This window comes from Pseudomonas sp. zfem003 (assembly GCF_032621675.1).
Taxonomy (GTDB): Bacteria; Pseudomonadota; Gammaproteobacteria; order Pseudomonadales; family Pseudomonadaceae; genus Metapseudomonas; species Metapseudomonas otitidis.
This window is the reverse complement of the sequence record NZ_JAVYJG010000009.1, coordinates 270,180-286,105: the sequence shown is the minus strand read 5'-3', so window position 1 is coordinate 286,105 and position 15,926 is coordinate 270,180. Positions and strand designations below refer to the sequence as shown.

Here is a 15,926-nt window from a genome sequence, read left to right as displayed (position 1 = left end):
CAGGTCCCGGTTTTTTTATGGCGCTTGGATGGGGCGTTATCCGCAACGCCCCATCGGTCAGCTGTTATTCAGCCAGGCGCCAGGTGGTGCCGCCCTTGCCATCCTCCAGCACCACGCCCATGGCGGTGAGCTGGTCGCGGATGCGGTCGGACTCGGCCCAGTTCTTCTCCGCACGCGCGGTCAGGCGCGCCTGGATCAGCCCTTCGACCTCGGCGGCGTCCACCTTGCCGGTGGCACCGGCCTGGAGGAACGCATCCGGCTCCAGCTGCAGCAGGCCGAGCAGGCCACCCAGGGCCTTCATGCGTGCCGCCAAGGCGGCTGCGGTGCTCGGCTCGCTGTCACGCAGGCGGTTCACCTCGCGGGCCATTTCGAACAGGGTGGCGACGGCTTCGGGGCTGTTGAAGTCATCGTCCATGGCTGCGCCGAAGCGCTCGACGAAGGCTTCGCCACCTGCCGCCTCGACGACCGGCAGGCCGCGCAGGGCGGTGTAGAAGCGCTCCAGGGCGCCCTTGGCTTCCTTGAGGTTGTCCTCGGAGTAGTTGATCGGGCTGCGATAGTGGCTGGACACCAGCAGGTAGCGCACCACTTCGGGGTGGTACTTCTCCAGCACCTCGCGAATGGTGAAGAAGTTGCCCAGGGACTTGGACATCTTCTCGCCATCCACACGGACCGCGCCGGCGTGCATCCAGGCCTTGGCGTAGAGCTTGCCGGTGGCGGCCTCGCTCTGGGCGATCTCGTTCTCGTGGTGGGGGAACACCAGGTCCGGGCCGCCGCCGTGGATGTCGAAGGTCTCGCCCAGGCAGCAGGTGGACATCACCGAGCACTCGATGTGCCAGCCGGGACGGCCAGGGCCCCACGGGGATTCCCAACTCGGCTCGCCGGGCTTGGCGCCCTTCCAGAGGACGAAGTCCAGCGGGTCTTCCTTGGATTCGTCGACCTCGATGCGCGCGCCGATCTTCAGCTCGTCGATGCGGCGGCGGGAGAGCTTGCCGTAGCCCTCGAACTTGCCGACGCGGTAGTAGACGTCGCCATTGCCGGGGGCGTAGGCGAAGCCCTTGTCGATGAGGGTCTGGATCATCTGGTGCATGCCGGCGATGTGGCCGGTGGCACGGGGCTCGATGTCCGGGCGCAGCACGGAGAGGCGAGCCTCGTCCTCGTGCATGGCGGCGATCATGCGGTCCACCAGCGCTTCGAATGGCTCGCCGTTCTCCTGGGCACGCTTGATGATCTTGTCGTCGATGTCGGTGATGTTGCGCACGTAGGTCACGTCATAGCCGCGCTCGCGCAACCAGCGGGTGACCACGTCGAAGGCGACCATCACCCGGGCATGGCCGATGTGGCAGTAGTCATACACGGTCATGCCGCACACGTACATGCGCACGCTGTTGCCTTCCAGAGGTTGGAAGGCTTCCTTGGCCTTGGTGAGGGTGTTGTAGATCGTCAGCGCCATCACTGCCCCCAGGAGTCACGCAGGGTGACGGTGCGGTTGAACACCGGCTGGCCGGGCTTGGAGTCCTTGAGGTCGGCAACGAAGTAGCCTTCGCGCTCGAACTGGAAGCGCTCCTCGGGCTGGGCCTGGGCCAGGGACGGCTCGGCACGGCAACCGGTGAGCACCACCAGCGAACCGGGGTTGATGTTGTCGAGGAAGCTGCCGCCCTCTTCCGACTTCTCGGGGTTGGCCGAGCGGAACAGGCGGTCGTACAGGCGCACTTCGCATTCCAGGCTGCCTTCCACCGGCACCCAGTGGATCACGCCCTTGACCTTGCGCCCTTCGGGGTTCTTGCCGAGGGTGTTCTCGTCGTAGGAGCAGCGCAGCTCGACGATGTTGCCGTCAGCGTCCTTGATGGCTTCGTCGGCACGGATCACGTAGCTGCCGCGCAGGCGCACTTCACCACCGGGCACCAGGCGCTTGAAGCCGGCAGGCGGGACTTCCTCGAAGTCGCTGGCGTCGATGTAGATCTCGCGGGCGAAGGGCAGCGTGCGCACACCCATGTCTTCCTTCGGGTGGCGCGGCAGTTCGAGCTGCTCGACCTGGCCTTCCGGGTAGTTGGTGATGACCACCTTGAGCGGCTTGAGCACGCACATGGCGCGGGCGGCGGTGGCGTCCAGGTGGTCACGGATGCTGAATTCCAGCATGCCGATATCCACCACGCCGCTGGCACGGTTGACGCCGATCATCTCGCAGAAATTGCGCAGCGATTCGGGGGTGTAGCCCCGGCGGCGGTAGCCGGACAGGGTGGACATGCGCGGGTCGTCCCAGCCGCTGACATGCCCTTCGTCCACCAGCTGCTTGAGCTTGCGCTTGCTGGTGATGGTGTAGTTCAGGTTCAGGCGCGAGAACTCGTACTGGCGCGGCTGCGCCGGTACCGGCAGGTTGGCCAGGAACCATTCGTAGAGCGGGCGATGGTCCTCGAACTCCAGGGTGCAGATGGAGTGGGTGATGCCCTCGATGGCGTCCGACTGGCCGTGGGTGAAGTCGTAGCTGGGGTAGATGCACCACTTGTCGCCAGTCTGGTGGTGATGGGCGTGGCGGATGCGGTAGAGGATCGGGTCGCGCAGGTTGATGTTCGGCGAGGCCATGTCGATCTTGGCGCGCAAGGAACGGGCGCCGTCCGGGAACTCGCCGGCCTTCATGCGGGCGAACAGGTCCAGGTTCTCCTCGACGGAGCGGTCGCGGAACGGGCTGTTCTTGCCCGGCTCATGCAGGCTGCCGCGGTACTCGCGCATCTCCTCGGGGGTGAGGTCGCAGACGAAGGCCTTGCCGGCCTTGATCAGCTCGACGGCCCAGGCGTGCAGCTGGTCGAAGTAGTCCGAGGCGTAGCGAACCTTGCCCGCCCACTGGAAGCCCAGCCACGTCACATCGCGCTCGATGGCATCGATGTATTCCTGGTCTTCCTTGGCCGGGTTGGTGTCGTCGAAGCGCAGATGACAGTCGCCGCCGAATTCCTGGGCCAGGCCGAAGTTCAGGCAGATCGACTTGGCATGGCCGATGTGCAGGTAGCCGTTGGGTTCCGGGGGGAAGCGGGTGACGATCTTCGCGTGCTTGCCGGCGTCCAGGTCGGCCTGGACGATGGGGCGAAGGAAGTTCGTGGCGACGACGGGGGTCTCTGGCTTGCTCATGGTGTCCTTAAGATCATGCTTTGCGGCTCAGGGTAGGCCGGCCAAATCAAAGCGCTTATCATACCGAAGCTGTCAACCCCCTGACAGGCCTTCGGATTTCACGTTCAGAGCGAATTGCCCATGATCAAGCTGCACACCAACCACGGCGTCATCACCCTGGAACTCTTCGAGGACAAAGCGCCTGAAACCACCGCCAACTTCAAGGAATACGTAAAGGCCGGTCACTACGACGGCACCGTGTTCCACCGCGTCATCTCCAACTTCATGATCCAGGGCGGCGGCTTCGAGCCCGGCATGAAGCAGAAATCCACCCGCGCACCGATCAAGAACGAGGCCAACAACGGCCTGTCGAACAAGGTCGGCACCATCGCCATGGCCCGCACCATGGACCCGCACTCCGCCTCCGCGCAGTTCTTCATCAACGTTTCCGACAACGACTTCCTCGACCACAGCGCCCCCACCACCCAGGGCTGGGGCTACGCGGTGTTCGGCCAGGTGACCGAAGGCATGGACGTGGTCAACGCGATCAAGGGCGTGGCCACCACCATGAAGGCCGGCCACCAGGACGTCCCGGTCGAAGACGTGATCATCGAGAAGGCCGAGATCGTCGAGTGATCCTGCTGATCTCCGACCTGCATCTCGAAGAGGAACGCCCGGACATCACCCGGGCGTTTCTTCGTTTCCTCGACACCCGCGCCCGCCAGGCCGAAGCGCTGTACATCCTTGGCGACTTCTTCGAAGCCTGGATCGGCGACGACGCCATGACCCCCTACCAGCACGCCATCGCCCGTGCCCTGCGACAGGTGGCTGACGGCGGTACGCGGCTGTTCCTGATGCACGGCAACCGCGACTTCCTCGTCGGTGAGCGGTTCTGCCGCGAGGCCGGCTGCACCCTGCTGGGCGACCCGACCCAGGCCGAACTGGCCGGCCACCCGGTGCTGCTGATGCACGGCGACAGCCTGTGCACCCGCGACGAGGCGTACATGCGCCTGCGCCGCATCCTGCGCCACCCGCTGACCCTCTTCATCCTGCGCCACCTGCCCCTGCGCGTGCGTCACCGCCTGGCCCGCAAGCTGCGCAGCGAGAGCCGCGCCCAGACCCGGCAGAAGGCCTACGACATCGTCGATGTCACCCCCGAGGAAGTCACCCGGGTGATGATCGACGCCAAGGTGCCCACGCTCATCCACGGCCACACCCATCGACCGGCGGTGCACCCCCTGGAAATTGGCGGGCAGCCGGCACAGCGCATCGTGCTGGGTGACTGGGACCGCCAGGGCTGGGCGCTGGAAGTGGACGCAGACGGCTTCCGCCAGGCGCCGTTCGCCCTCGACTGACCGCCGCAGCGAGAACCCGCCCGCAGCCCGCGTGAGTGCTGCTTGACGAGGCGGCATGCGGCCTCCAGCATGCCGCATCCCCACACCGTCAAGGATGCGACCATGCAGTTTGCGAACGCCCCCTACATCAAGTACCTGGTCGGTGGCGCTGCCGCTGCCGGCCTCGGTTTCGTCCTGTTCAACGGCATCTTCTTCTATAACGAAGCCGGCTTCGCCACCCACGTGCGAACCATCTTCGGCGAGGAGAAGGTCGTGGACGACGTCGGCTACGCCACCAAGTGGTTCGGCCGCGCCACCCCCTGGAAGAAGGCGCTGAGCGTGCAGTCGGTGCTCACCGAAGCGCTCAACCAGATCGACGAGAACAGCGACAACGACTCCCTCGGCGCCACCATCGAAGCCTTCCCCATCGTGTTCCTCGGCAACGTCGACGCCAAGGTGGAGTCCTCCGCGCGCTTCCGCCTGCCGGGCGGCGACCAGTTCCTGAAGATCGCCCAGGAATACCGCAACCCCGAGAACTTCATCCGCACCGCCCTGGTTCCGGCCATCAAGGAAACCCTGCAGGCCACTGCCTCCCTGATGACCGCCGACGACTTCTATGCCGGCGCCCGCAGCGAGTTCGCCGCCGAGTTCGAGAACCAGCTCAATGACGGCCTCTACCTGATCAAGCGCAAGGAAGTACGCGGCCCGCGCGGCGCCATGCCCCACCAGACCGCCATCCTCCAGGCCGGCACCGAGCAGGGCACCTTCGGCGACAACAATGCCAGCCAGTTCGTCACCGAGAAGGTGATCGACTCCAAGGGCATCCCGGTGCGCAAGCAACAGCAGTTCCGCAAGTACGGCGTGGAAGTGGTGGAGGCTCGCATCACCAACGTCGACCCCAACCCGCAGTACAAGCAGCGCATGGTCAAGGTCCAGCAGGCCCTGGCCGAACTGGCCGTGGCGCGGCAGAACCGCCTGAAGGAAGAGGAAGAGAAGCTGCTGGTCACCGCCCGCGGTGAAAAGGAAGTGGAGGCCCGCCGCCAGGAGACCCTGCGCGACCAGATCGAGCGCACCACCCAGGCCGAGACCGAGAAGCAGCTCGCGCGCATCAACGCCGAGCGCGAGAAAGGCCGCGCCGAGATCGAGAAGCAGACCGCCGAACTGCTGCGTGACAAGGCCAGCATCACCGCCCAGGCCACCAAGATCACCGCCGATGCCGAGGCCTATGCCCGCGAAGCGGTGATCAAGGCGGACGGCGCATTGCAGCCCAAGCTCGATGCACTGATCGCCATCAACAAGGTGTGGGCCGAAGCCGCTGCCCAGGCACCGGTGCCCAGCGTGATGATGGGCGCCGGCCAGAACGGCGCCACCAGCCGCCAGGACGAAATCGGCCAGTTGATGGGGGTGCTCGCCACCAAGGCCGCCCGCGACCTGGCTCTGGATCTGAAAGTGAAGGACTGACCAGGCACCGCCCACAAAAAAAAGCGCCCCTCGGGGCGCTTTTTCATTCCGGGCCGGATTCAGGCCGGAACACCGCTGTGGAAGCGGAACTCCTCGTCAGGGCTCTCGATCAGCTCCTGTTCCACGCCACGCACCCGCTCGATCGTCGCATCCACGTCCGCCGCCTCACCGTACTGGTAGGCCAGCTTCAGGTAGCCCTGGTAATGCCGCGACTCGCTCTTCAGCAGGCCGAAATAGAACGCGCCCAGGTCCTCGTCCAGGTGAGGCACCAGTGACTCGAAGCGCTCGCACGAACGGGCCTCGATGAAGGCGCCCACCACCAGTGTGTCCACCAGCTTGGCCGGCTCGTGGTTGCGCACCGCCTTGCGCAGGCCCGAGGCGTAGCGCGCTGCCGATACCGGCCGCAGGGGAATGTGGCGCCTCCTCATGATCCGCAGCACCTGCTCGTGGTGGACCAGTTCCTCCCGGGCCAGGCGCGACATGAAATTGATCAGGTCGAGGTGCGTGTTGTACTTGGCGATCAGCGCCATGGCGGTGGACGCCGCCTTGAACTCGTTGTTCTTGTGGTCGATCAGCAGGGTTTCCTGATCGGCCAGCGCCGCCTCCACCCAGGCCTGCGGGGTGCGGCAGGGGAGGAAATCGTGGATCTCCGGCAGGTTCATCGGGCGGGCACTCCAGTTCGGGCAGCAGACAACGAGGGCGCTCACGGCGAGGCCTCGGCGAAAAGGTGCGCATTATACGAATGCACCGGTCGCCGGCCAGCCATCCGCGATTGATATGCATCAAGCACGTTCGTGCAATCGCCGCTAGAGTGACTCCCAGCCATCTGTCTCACAGGGAGAGCATGACCATGCAAGCCATTCGCAGCATTCTGGTGGTAGTCGATCCGAGCCACCCCGAGAGCCTGGCGCTCAAGCGCGCCACGCTGATCGCCGGCGTGACCCAATCCCACCTGCACCTGCTGGTCTGCGATCGCAAGCAGGACCACAGCGCCTGGCTCGCCGACCTGGCCGGCACCCTGACCGGCGACGGCTACAGCGTCAGCACCCAGCAGGCCTGGCACGAGAACCTGCACCAGACGGTGATCACCGTGCAACAGGCCGAGGGCTGTGGCCTGGTGATCAAGCAGCACGTGCCGGAGAACCCGCTCAAGCGCGCCCTGCTCACGCCGGACGACTGGAAGCTGCTGCGCTACTGCCCCGGCCCGGTGCTGATGGTGAAGACCGATACGCCCTGGACCGGTGGCGTGATCCTCGCGGCCGTGGACGTGGGCAACAACGACGGCCCGCACCGCACCCTGCACGCCAGCATCATCAGCCACGGCTACGACATCGCAGGCCTGGCGCGGGGCAGCCTGCACGTGGTCAGCGCCCACCCCTCCCCCATGCTCTCGGCAGCGGACCCGACCTTCCAGCTCAAGGAGAGCATCGAGGCGCGCTACCGCAATGCCTGCAAGGAATTCCAGGAGGAGTTCGACGTCAGTGACGACAACCTGCACATCGCCGAAGGCCCGGCGGACGTGATCATCCCCTACGCGGCGAAGACCCTGAAGGCAGCCGTCACCGTGATCGGCACCGTCGCCCGTACCGGCCTCTCCGGCGCGCTGATCGGCAACACCGCCGAGGTGGTCCTGGACGCGCTGGAAAGCGACGTGCTGGTGCTGAAGCCGGACGAGATCATCGCCCACCTGGAGGAGCTGGTAGCCCAGCACTGAATCGAGCGATGAACGGAAAGCCGCCCGACGGGCGGCTTTCTCATGGGTGGGTCAAACGCGGAGTTCCATCCCCTCGCGCAGGAAGCGCGGGGCGATGTAACGCTCGTAGTGCGCCTCGGAGAGCAGGAAGAACTCGCGGTCGATGGCCTCGCGCAGGTCCGGCAGCGGCCAGTCGCGGAACTCCGGCATCAACACCAACCCATAGGCCTCCAGGCGGTTGATCACCCGCGAGCCCCGCGCGATCAGCTGGTACGCCCAGCAATACACCGACTGCTCCGGCACGAAACGGATCTGCCGCTGCTCCAGCTGGCCCCGCAGCAGCGCCGGATCGAAGACCTCCAGCTTGGCCTCCACCACCTGCACCAGCAATTGCTCCAGGCGGCGCCAGACCGCGCGCTTCTCTTCGTCGCTGTAGAGATTCCAGTTGATGATCTCGTGGTGGAAACGCTTGCAACCCCGGCACACGGTATCGCCGTAGACGGTGGAGCAGAGGCCGACGCAAGGCGTCTTGATGCGCTGGTTGGGCATGGCGGGGACATTGGGTAACGCAGGTACGGACGCGGCATCTTAGCCCTTTGTCTAAGCAGGGTCACCCCAAGATAGGCGGGGCTTTTGTCTTAACTTCGGTTCCGCTTTCCTTTAGAATCGTTCCGCCGTTTTAGGCGCCAAATCCGTTGGAAGCTGTTTTCAAAGCGTCACGAGCACAGTCGATCCGGCAGGAAATCTTGGCGCTGGGTTCTCCTCTCCCGATGAGACCCAACGCCAGCCCTCATCAGGCTCTTCCTTCCGGCGTAAAACTTTGAAAGCAGCTTCTGGATGGAACCATCGAAACACTGGCCAGGCGGCCCAAAAAGCCGCGCGGCGCATGTGTTCGGTGGAATCCTGGATGAGCGTCCCGAACCAAGACTAGGGACCACTGATGAGGGTAAAACTGTGCTTGAAGCCTATCGCAAACACGTAGAAGAGCGTGCCGCCCAGGGGGTCGTACCCCAGCCGCTGAACGCCGAACAGACCGCAGGCCTGGTCGAGCTGCTGAAGAACCCGCCCGCTGGCGAAGAAGAATTCCTCGTCGACCTGATCACCAATCGCGTTCCCCCGGGCGTTGACGAAGCCGCCTACGTCAAGGCCGGCTTCCTGTCCGCCGTCGCCAAGGGCGAAGCCACCTCTCCGCTGATCTCCAAGGCTCGCGCCGTCGAGCTGCTGGGCACCATGCAGGGCGGCTACAACATCGCCACCCTGGTGGAGCTGCTGGACAGCGCCGAGCTGGCCGAAGTCGCCGCCGCGCAGCTGAAGCACACCCTGCTGATGTTCGACGCCTTCCACGACGTCGCCGAACGCGCCAAGAAAGGCAACGCCGCCGCCAAGGCCGTGCTGCAGTCCTGGGCCGATGGCGAGTGGTTCAAGGCCCGCCCGGCCGTTGCCGAGAAGCTGACCCTGACCGTGTTCAAGGTCCCCGGCGAGACCAACACCGACGACCTCTCCCCCGCTCCGGACGCCTGGTCGCGCCCCGACATCCCGCTGCACGCCCTGGCCATGCTGAAAATGGCCCGCGACGGCATCGAGCCGGTACAACCCGGTTCCGTCGGCCCGCTGAAGCAGATCGAAGCCGTCAAGGCCAAGGGCTTCCCGGTTGCCTACGTCGGTGACGTGGTCGGTACCGGTTCCTCCCGCAAGTCCGCCACCAACTCGGTGCTGTGGTTCTTCGGCGACGACATCCCCTACGTACCGAACAAGCGCGCAGGCGGCTTCTGCTTCGGCACCAAGATCGCCCCGATCTTCTACAACACCATGGAAGACGCCGGCGCCCTGCCGATCGAATTCGACTGCACCAACCTGGCCATGGGCGACGTCATCGACGTGTACCCGTACGAAGGCAAGGTCGTGCGTCATGACAGCGGCGAAGTGGTCACCACCTTCGAACTGAAGACCCCGGTCCTGCTGGACGAAGTCCGCGCCGGCGGCCGTATCCCGCTGATCGTGGGCCGTGGCCTGACCGAGAAGGCACGCGCCGAACTGGGCCTGCCCGCGTCCGACCTGTTCAAGAAGCCGGAAGCCCCCGCCGACAGCGGCAAGGGCTTCACCCTGGCGCAGAAGATGGTCGGCCGCGCCTGTGGCCTGCCGGAAGGCAAGGGCGTCCGTCCGGGCACCTACTGCGAACCGAAGATGACCACCGTCGGCTCCCAGGACACCACTGGCCCGATGACCCGCGACGAGCTGAAGGACCTGGCCTGCCTGGGCTTCTCCGCCGACCTGGTAATGCAGTCCTTCTGCCACACCGCGGCCTATCCGAAGCCCATCGACGTCAAGACCCACCACACCCTGCCGGACTTCATCATGACCCGCGGCGGTGTTTCCCTGCGTCCGGGCGACGGCATCATCCACAGCTGGCTGAACCGCATGCTGCTGCCTGACACTGTCGGCACCGGTGGCGACTCCCACACCCGCTTCCCGATCGGCATCTCCTTCCCGGCCGGTTCCGGCCTGGTGGCCTTCGCCGCCGCCACCGGCGTCATGCCGCTGGACATGCCCGAATCCGTGCTGGTGCGCTTCAAGGGCAAGATGCAGCCCGGTATCACCCTGCGTGACCTGGTGCATGCCATCCCCTACTACGCCATCCAGGCTGGCCTGCTGACCGTCGAGAAGAAAGGCAAGAAGAACATCTTCTCCGGCCGCATCCTCGAGATCGAAGGCCTGAACGACCTGACCGTCGAGCAAGCCTTCGAGCTGTCCGACGCCTCTGCCGAGCGTTCCGCTGCGGGCTGCACCATCAAGCTGCCGGAGAAGGCCATCGCCGAATACCTGCAGTCCAACATCACCCTGCTGCGCTGGATGATCGGCGAAGGCTACGGCGATGCCCGCACCCTGGAGCGTCGCGCCCAGGCGATGGAAGCCTGGCTGGCCAAGCCGGAGCTGCTGGAAGCCGACAAGGACGCCGAGTACGCCGCCGTCATCGAGATCGACCTGGCCGACGTCAAGGAGCCCGTGCTCTGCGCCCCGAACGACCCGGACGACGCTCGCCTGCTGTCCAGCGTCCAGGGCCGCAAGATCGATGAAGTGTTCATCGGTTCCTGCATGACCAACATCGGTCACTTCCGCGCTGCCGGCAAACTGCTGGACAAGGTCAAGGGCGGCATTCCGACCCGTCTGTGGCTGGCCCCGCCGACCAAGATGGACGCCCACCAGCTGACCGAAGAAGGCTACTACGGCATCTACGGCAAGGCTGGCGCGCGCATGGAAATGCCGGGCTGCTCGCTGTGCATGGGTAACCAGGCTCGCGTCCAGACCGGTTCGACCGTGGTCTCCACCTCGACCCGTAACTTCCCGAACCGTCTGGGCGATGCCACCGACGTGTTCCTGGCATCTGCCGAGCTGGCCGCTGTCGCTTCGATCATCGGCAAGCTGCCGACCGTCGAGGAGTACATGGCCTATGCGAAGGACATCGACAGCATGTCTGCCGATATCTACCGCTACCTGAGCTTCGACCAGATCGCCGAGTTCCGCGAAGCTGCAGCCAACGCCAAGATCCCTGTCATCCAGGCCTGATCCACGCGTTGTTGAAAGAGCCCCGCCCCGTGCGGGGCTTTTTCTTGGGCGCAGATTTTTCCTGAACTCCCCGGCGCAGGCGACAGCCCAAATGCCTGAACGCCCGCACTGGCCATCGGCCATGGCGAAGCGACAACCACCGGAACAGGAGAATCCCCATGAAACGCTGGCCCCTCATCCTCGTCTGCCTGCTGGGCCTGGCAGGCTGCTCCAGCGAGTACCTCGTCCAGACCACTGACGGGCAGATGCTCACCAGTGACGGCAAACCCGAGCTGGACGCTGACACCGGCATGCTCGAATTCGAAGACAGCGAAGGCCGTGAGCAGCGCATTCCCGAAAGCCAGGTGAAGCAGGTGATGCCCCGCTGACCAGGACGGCGAGGCAACTGTACGGGTCAGAACCCCCGCTGTTGCAGCGGCCTCGCCCTCCCCGCCCCCAGCTGTACAGGCATCTCGGGCTCGAGCTGTACCTGCTGCGAACCCGCACCTCGCGCTAAGGTGGCCCTCTTTCCACGCCGAGGCCGCCATGGACACCGAACGCCAACTCCTCGAAGACGCCGACCGCCGCGCCCTCGCCTACCTCGACGGCATCCCCGGCCGGCGCGTCTTCCCCACGCCCGACGCCATCGCCGCCCTGGCCGGCTTCGAAGAACCACTGCCGCAGCAGGGGCGTTCGCCCGAAGGGGTGCTGCGGCAGCTGGACGAGCTGGGCTCCCCCGCTACCACGGCCTCCAATGGTGGTCGCTACTTCGGCTTCGTCATCGGCGCCACCCTGCCGGCCGCCGCCGCTGCCGAGCGCCTGGCGCTGGCCTGGGACCAGTGCGCGTCCTCCTTCGACAACTCCCCCGCCGCCGACCGCATCGAGAAGGCCGCCGCACGCTGGGTGCTGGAGAGCCTCGACCTGTCGGCCGAGAGCGCCGTGGGCTTCGGCACCAGCGCCACCGCCTGCACCCTCGCCTGCCTCAGTGCCGCCCGCCGCACCCTGCTCGCACGCAAGGGCTGGGACTTCGACGGCGACGGCCTGATGGGCGCGCCCGAGGTGCGCGTGGTGGTCTCCGCCAGCGTGCATATCACCGTTAAGAAAGCCCTGCGCATCCTCGGCTTCGGCATCAACCGTCTGCTAGTAGCGCCCGTCGACGGGCTGGGCCGGATCGACCCGGTGCAACTGCCGCCGCTGGACGACATGACCGTCCTCTGCCTGCAGGCCGGCGAGGTCAACACCGGCGAATTCGACCCCTTCGCCGCGCTCATCCCCCGCGCCCGCGCCGCTGGCGCCTGGGTGCACGTCGACGGTGCCTTCGGCCTCTGGGCGCGGGCCAGCTCCGCCGCCGCGCTGGCCGAAGGCGTCGAGCAGGCCGACAGCTGGACCACCGACGGCCACAAGTGGCTGAACACCCCCTACGACGGCGCCATGGCCATCTGTCGGGATGCCGAGGCCCTGGCCACGGCGATGAACAGCGACGCCGCCTACGCCAGCGCCTCCTGCGATGCGCAGAAGAACCTCAACCTGGAATTTTCCCGCCGCGCCCGCGGCGTGCCCATCTGGGCAGCCCTGGCCAGCCTCGGCCGCGACGGCCTGCGCGCGTTGATCGACCGCCACCTGCGCCAGGCCACACACCTCGCCGAACGCCTGCGCGAAGCCGGCTACCAGGTACTCAACCGCGTGGTGCTGAACCAGGTGCTGGTGCGCGCCGGCAGCGACGAGCAGACCCTGGCCATCCGCCTCGCCGCCCAGGCTACGGGCGAGGTGTGGTTCGGCCCCACGCTGTGGCAGGGGCGCCCGGCGTTCCGCCTCAGCGTCTCGTCCTGGCGCACTACAGACGCCGACATCGAACGGCTCGCCAACCTGCTGATCACCCTCAAGGCCCAGCACCCGGGTTGAGCGCGGCGTCACAGCCTGGGGCAGCGGCATCGCGCTGCAAACGAACCTTCTCCGCCCTCGCCGGGTCTGTGAAAGGCCTGCCCATCGGCAGGCCCACGAAGCCCAGGGAAGGCACGCGCGTCGAAGCAGGCAGTCTCGAGCGGGGTGCAGCCCAACGACGAGGATGCAAGGCATGCCCAGGTTCCAACCGCCCCACACCCATCTCCTGCACAACCACCCTGCCCGCTGGCTCGGCCTGCTCGGCTGCTTGCTGCTCGGCGAAGCCCAGGCCGAGCTCTACAAGGGCGTCGCCCCGGGCGGCAACTTCGCCCTGGAGAACTGGAACATCACCGTGCCTCAGGACGCCGACGGCAACACCACCGGCAAAGCGATCACCATACGCCCGGACCAGTTGTCCGGCCCCTATGGCTACCAGTCCCGCTGGTTCCGCACCGACCCGCAGGACGGCTCGATGACCTTCTGGACACCCATCAACGGCGCTACGGCCGGCGGCTCAAGCAGCCCACGCGCCGAACTGCGCGAAATGCTCGACCCGACCAACCTGGGCGTGACCTGGAGCGGGGCTGGCGAATCGGTGCAGGACGCCCTGCTCAAGGTCATGCAAGTGCCCCGCGATGGCATCGTCATCGTCGGCCAGGTGCACGGCTACGGCAGCGCACCGCTGATCCTCCTCTACTACCGCTATGACTTCTCCAAGCAGACCGGCCGCGTCATCGCCAAGCTGCAGGGCCTGCCGGAACAGGGCCCGCCCTATACCAACCATGTGCTCGCCACGAACATCGCCCTGGGCGAGACCTTCAGCTACCAGATGAAGGTCAGCCACAACGTCGCCATGGCCTCGGCCAACGGCGGGCCGGTGGCGACCATGGCGATGGACCCGGCCTGGAACAGCGAGACCTTCTACTTCAAGGCCGGCGCCTACCTGCACATGCACGGCGACAGCGCCACCGAAGGCGCGCGGGTGAAGTTCTACCGCCTGGCCGCCAGCCACCCCAACGACGGTCTCCTGATCAACAGCCCCGCCGCCCTGCCCGAGGCCCGCGTCGGCCAGCCCTACCAGGCCCAGCTGTCCGCCACCGGCGGTCTCGGTGGCGCCACCTGGAAGCTGGTCAGCGGCCATCCGCCGGCCGGCCTGACGCTGGCCGCCGACGGCCTGGTCAGCGGCACCCCGGAAGCCGGGACCGCTTCTGCTACCGCACACTGGTTCGTGGCCCAGGCGCGTGATGCCAATGGCAACACCCACCACAAGAAGTTCTCCATCCTCATCCCGCAGTAACCCTGCACGCCTAGCTCTAGCGGGGTGGACCGCGCTTCACCGGTCCACCCCACCGGCGCCCAGGCCCGCACCGCGGGTGGATACAAAGAGCGGCATCCACCCTGTGGGAGCGGATTCATCCGCGATGCGCAACACCATGTGGCACATACATTCGCCCCGAAGGACAGCGCCCCACAGCGCCTCGGATTTTTCTCGACAACGCCCCTCCGCTGCGCTTATCTTCGCCGCCAGGCCACCCATGTGGCCGACGTCGCTCGGACGGTTCCGGGCGCTTACGTATCCGAGGAAAGCATGGCTGACTCCCGTTCTCCGCGCCGTTTCGCGCGTATCGATCGTCTCCCCCCCTACGTCTTCAACATCACCGCGGAACTCAAGATGGCCGCGCGCCGTCGTGGCGAGGACATCATCGACCTGTCCATGGGCAACCCCGATGGGGCCACCCCGCCGCACATCGTCGAGAAGCTGGTGCAGGTCGCCCAGCGTGAAGACACCCACGGATACTCCACCTCCCGCGGTATTCCCCGCCTGCGCCGCGCCATCTCGCGCTGGTACAAGGACCGCTATGACGTGGAGATCGACCCCGAAAGCGAAGCCATCGTCACCATCGGCTCCAAGGAAGGCCTCGCGCACCTGATGCTGGCCACCCTGGACCACGGCGACACGGTGCTGGTGCCCAACCCCAGCTACCCGATCCACATCTACGGCGCGGTGATCGCCGGCGCCCAGGTGCGCTCGGTGCCGCTGGTGCCCGGCGTGGACTTCTTCGCCGAGATGGAGCGCGCCATCCGCGAATCCATCCCCAAGCCGAAGATGATGATCATCGGCTTCCCCTCCAACCCCACTGCGCAGTGCGTGGAACTGGACTTCTTCGAACGCGTGGTGGCCCTGGCCAAGCAGTACGACGTGCTGGTGATCCACGACCTGGCCTACGCCGACATCGTCTACGACGGCTGGAAGGCCCCGTCGATCATGCAGGTGCCCGGCGCCAAGGACATCGCGGTGGAGTTCTTCACCCTGTCCAAGAGCTACAACATGGCCGGCTGGCGCATCGGCTTCATGGTCGGCAACCCCGAGCTGGTCAGCGCCCTGGCGCGGATCAAGAGCTACCACGACTACGGCACCTTCACCCCGCTGCAGGTGGCTGCCATTGCCGCGCTGGAAGGCGACCAGCAGTGCGTGCGCGACATCGCCGAGCAGTACCGCCAGCGCCGCAACATGCTGGTCAAGGGCCTGCACGAGGCCGGCTGGATGGTCGAGAACCCCAAGGCCTCGATGTACATCTGGGCGAAGATCCCCGAGCCCTACGCCCACCTCGGCTCCCTGGAATTCGCCAAGAAGCTGCTGGCCGAGGCCAAGGTGTGCGTCTCCCCCGGCATCGGCTTCGGCGAATACGGTAACGACCACGTACGCTTCGCCCTGATCGAGAACCAGGACCGCATCCGCCAGGCCATCCGTGGCATCAAGGCGATGTTCAGGGCCGATGGGTTGATCGAGGCGAAGCCTCGCAAAGCCTCCTCCTGATCGCCACACAGCGCCCCTTCGGGGCGCTGTTTCGTTGGGGCGCGGAAAAACGCAGGGATGTTCGGCGAACGGCGTATCAGGTGCACGACACTCCACT

At 66.1% G+C, this 15,926-nt stretch carries 13 protein-coding genes; 9 read left to right on the top strand and 4 right to left on the bottom strand.

From position 1 onward, the window contains the following. Positions 1 to 64: 64 nt before the first annotated feature. Both cysS and RTK35_RS22590 read right to left on the bottom strand, forming a co-directional pair. Positions 65 to 1,450 carry a cysteine--tRNA ligase gene (gene cysS, locus RTK35_RS22595; RefSeq protein WP_316909053.1) on the bottom strand — a complete coding sequence of 462 codons (1,386 nt, stop codon included), beginning with the start codon at positions 1,448 to 1,450 and terminating at the stop codon, positions 65 to 67. Beyond that, a complete protein-coding gene (locus RTK35_RS22590; protein ID WP_316909052.1) occupies positions 1,450 to 3,120 on the bottom strand; it encodes a glutamine--tRNA ligase/YqeY domain fusion protein in 1,671 nt (556 codons plus the stop codon). Before RTK35_RS22590 ends, cysS begins: the two co-directional genes overlap by 1 nt. A 120-nt stretch (positions 3,121 to 3,240) precedes the next feature. On the opposite strand from RTK35_RS22590, the gene RTK35_RS22585 reads away from it, so the two are divergent. The 3 genes from RTK35_RS22585 to RTK35_RS22575 all read left to right on the top strand — a co-directional run bounded on the left by RTK35_RS22585 (position 3,241) and on the right by RTK35_RS22575 (position 5,894). Next, positions 3,241 to 3,735 carry a peptidylprolyl isomerase gene (locus RTK35_RS22585; RefSeq protein WP_044401686.1) on the top strand — a complete coding sequence of 165 codons (495 nt, stop codon included), beginning with the start codon at positions 3,241 to 3,243 and terminating at the stop codon, positions 3,733 to 3,735. Beyond that, a complete protein-coding gene (lpxH, locus tag RTK35_RS22580) occupies positions 3,732 to 4,454 on the top strand; it encodes a UDP-2,3-diacylglucosamine diphosphatase (protein ID WP_316909051.1) in 723 nt (240 codons plus the stop codon). Before RTK35_RS22585 ends, lpxH begins: the two co-directional genes overlap by 4 nt. A 102-nt stretch (positions 4,455 to 4,556) precedes the next feature. Next, on the top strand, positions 4,557 to 5,894 hold the full coding sequence (locus RTK35_RS22575) for an SPFH domain-containing protein (protein ID WP_279811006.1): 1,338 nt from the start codon (positions 4,557 to 4,559) through the stop codon (positions 5,892 to 5,894). A gap of 59 nt (positions 5,895 to 5,953) precedes the next feature. Here the strand turns inward: RTK35_RS22575 and RTK35_RS22570 are convergent, their stop codons facing one another. Next, positions 5,954 to 6,556, bottom strand: coding sequence for a tRNA-(ms[2]io[6]A)-hydroxylase (locus tag RTK35_RS22570; RefSeq protein ID WP_316909089.1), 603 nt, complete (start codon positions 6,554 to 6,556; stop codon positions 5,954 to 5,956). A gap of 188 nt (positions 6,557 to 6,744) precedes the next feature. On the opposite strand from RTK35_RS22570, the gene RTK35_RS22565 reads away from it, so the two are divergent. Continuing rightward, positions 6,745 to 7,608: a universal stress protein gene (locus tag RTK35_RS22565; RefSeq protein WP_074968897.1), complete on the top strand. Its 864-nt coding sequence runs from the start codon at positions 6,745 to 6,747 to the stop codon at positions 7,606 to 7,608. Between the two features lie 51 nt (positions 7,609 to 7,659). On the opposite strand, the gene RTK35_RS22560 is transcribed toward RTK35_RS22565, so the two are convergent. Continuing rightward, positions 7,660 to 8,136 carry a DUF1289 domain-containing protein gene (locus RTK35_RS22560; protein WP_044401674.1) on the bottom strand — a complete coding sequence of 159 codons (477 nt, stop codon included), beginning with the start codon at positions 8,134 to 8,136 and terminating at the stop codon, positions 7,660 to 7,662. Positions 8,137 to 8,541: 405 nt separating this feature from the next. Between RTK35_RS22560 and acnB the strand changes: the two genes are divergently transcribed. From acnB to alaC, 5 genes are all read left to right on the top strand, one after another. Beyond that, the gene (gene acnB, locus RTK35_RS22555) at positions 8,542 to 11,151 is read left to right on the top strand and encodes a bifunctional aconitate hydratase 2/2-methylisocitrate dehydratase (RefSeq protein WP_044401671.1); all 2,610 of its coding nucleotides are present in this window, start codon (positions 8,542 to 8,544) and stop codon (positions 11,149 to 11,151) included. A gap of 158 nt (positions 11,152 to 11,309) precedes the next feature. Further along, the gene (locus RTK35_RS22550) at positions 11,310 to 11,519 is read left to right on the top strand and encodes a YgdI/YgdR family lipoprotein (protein ID WP_044401668.1); all 210 of its coding nucleotides are present in this window, start codon (positions 11,310 to 11,312) and stop codon (positions 11,517 to 11,519) included. A gap of 157 nt (positions 11,520 to 11,676) precedes the next feature. Continuing rightward, complete coding sequence (locus tag RTK35_RS22545) at positions 11,677 to 13,032, top strand: pyridoxal phosphate-dependent decarboxylase family protein (protein WP_316909050.1); 1,356 nt, start codon at positions 11,677 to 11,679, stop codon at positions 13,030 to 13,032. A gap of 172 nt (positions 13,033 to 13,204) precedes the next feature. Continuing rightward, complete coding sequence (locus RTK35_RS22540; protein WP_172433089.1) at positions 13,205 to 14,308, top strand: polysaccharide lyase family 7 protein; 1,104 nt, start codon at positions 13,205 to 13,207, stop codon at positions 14,306 to 14,308. Positions 14,309 to 14,599: 291 nt separating this feature from the next. After that, positions 14,600 to 15,829: an alanine transaminase gene (gene alaC, locus RTK35_RS22535; protein WP_316909049.1), complete on the top strand. Its 1,230-nt coding sequence runs from the start codon at positions 14,600 to 14,602 to the stop codon at positions 15,827 to 15,829. Positions 15,830 to 15,926: the final 97 nt, after the last annotated feature.

Bases quoted from the DNA above. Each gene is read 5' to 3' on its own strand.
- RTK35_RS22585 (WP_044401686.1), top strand. From the start codon at position 3,241: ATGATCAAGCTGCACACCAACCACGGCGTCATCACCCTGGAACTCTTC.
- RTK35_RS22570 (WP_316909089.1), bottom strand. From the start codon at position 6,556: ATGAACCTGCCGGAGATCCACGATTTCCTCCCCTGCCGCACCCCGCAG.
- RTK35_RS22575 (WP_279811006.1), top strand. From the start codon at position 4,557: ATGCAGTTTGCGAACGCCCCCTACATCAAGTACCTGGTCGGTGGCGCT.
- cysS (WP_316909053.1), bottom strand. From the start codon at position 1,450: ATGGCGCTGACGATCTACAACACCCTCACCAAGGCCAAGGAAGCCTTC.
- RTK35_RS22560 (WP_044401674.1), bottom strand. From the start codon at position 8,136: ATGCCCAACCAGCGCATCAAGACGCCTTGCGTCGGCCTCTGCTCCACC.
- RTK35_RS22590 (WP_316909052.1), bottom strand. From the start codon at position 3,120: ATGAGCAAGCCAGAGACCCCCGTCGTCGCCACGAACTTCCTTCGCCCC.
- RTK35_RS22550 (WP_044401668.1), top strand. From the start codon at position 11,310: ATGAAACGCTGGCCCCTCATCCTCGTCTGCCTGCTGGGCCTGGCAGGC.
- alaC (WP_316909049.1), top strand. From the start codon at position 14,600: ATGGCTGACTCCCGTTCTCCGCGCCGTTTCGCGCGTATCGATCGTCTC.
- RTK35_RS22565 (WP_074968897.1), top strand. From the start codon at position 6,745: ATGCAAGCCATTCGCAGCATTCTGGTGGTAGTCGATCCGAGCCACCCC.
- RTK35_RS22545 (WP_316909050.1), top strand. From the start codon at position 11,677: ATGGACACCGAACGCCAACTCCTCGAAGACGCCGACCGCCGCGCCCTC.
- RTK35_RS22540 (WP_172433089.1), top strand. From the start codon at position 13,205: ATGCCCAGGTTCCAACCGCCCCACACCCATCTCCTGCACAACCACCCT.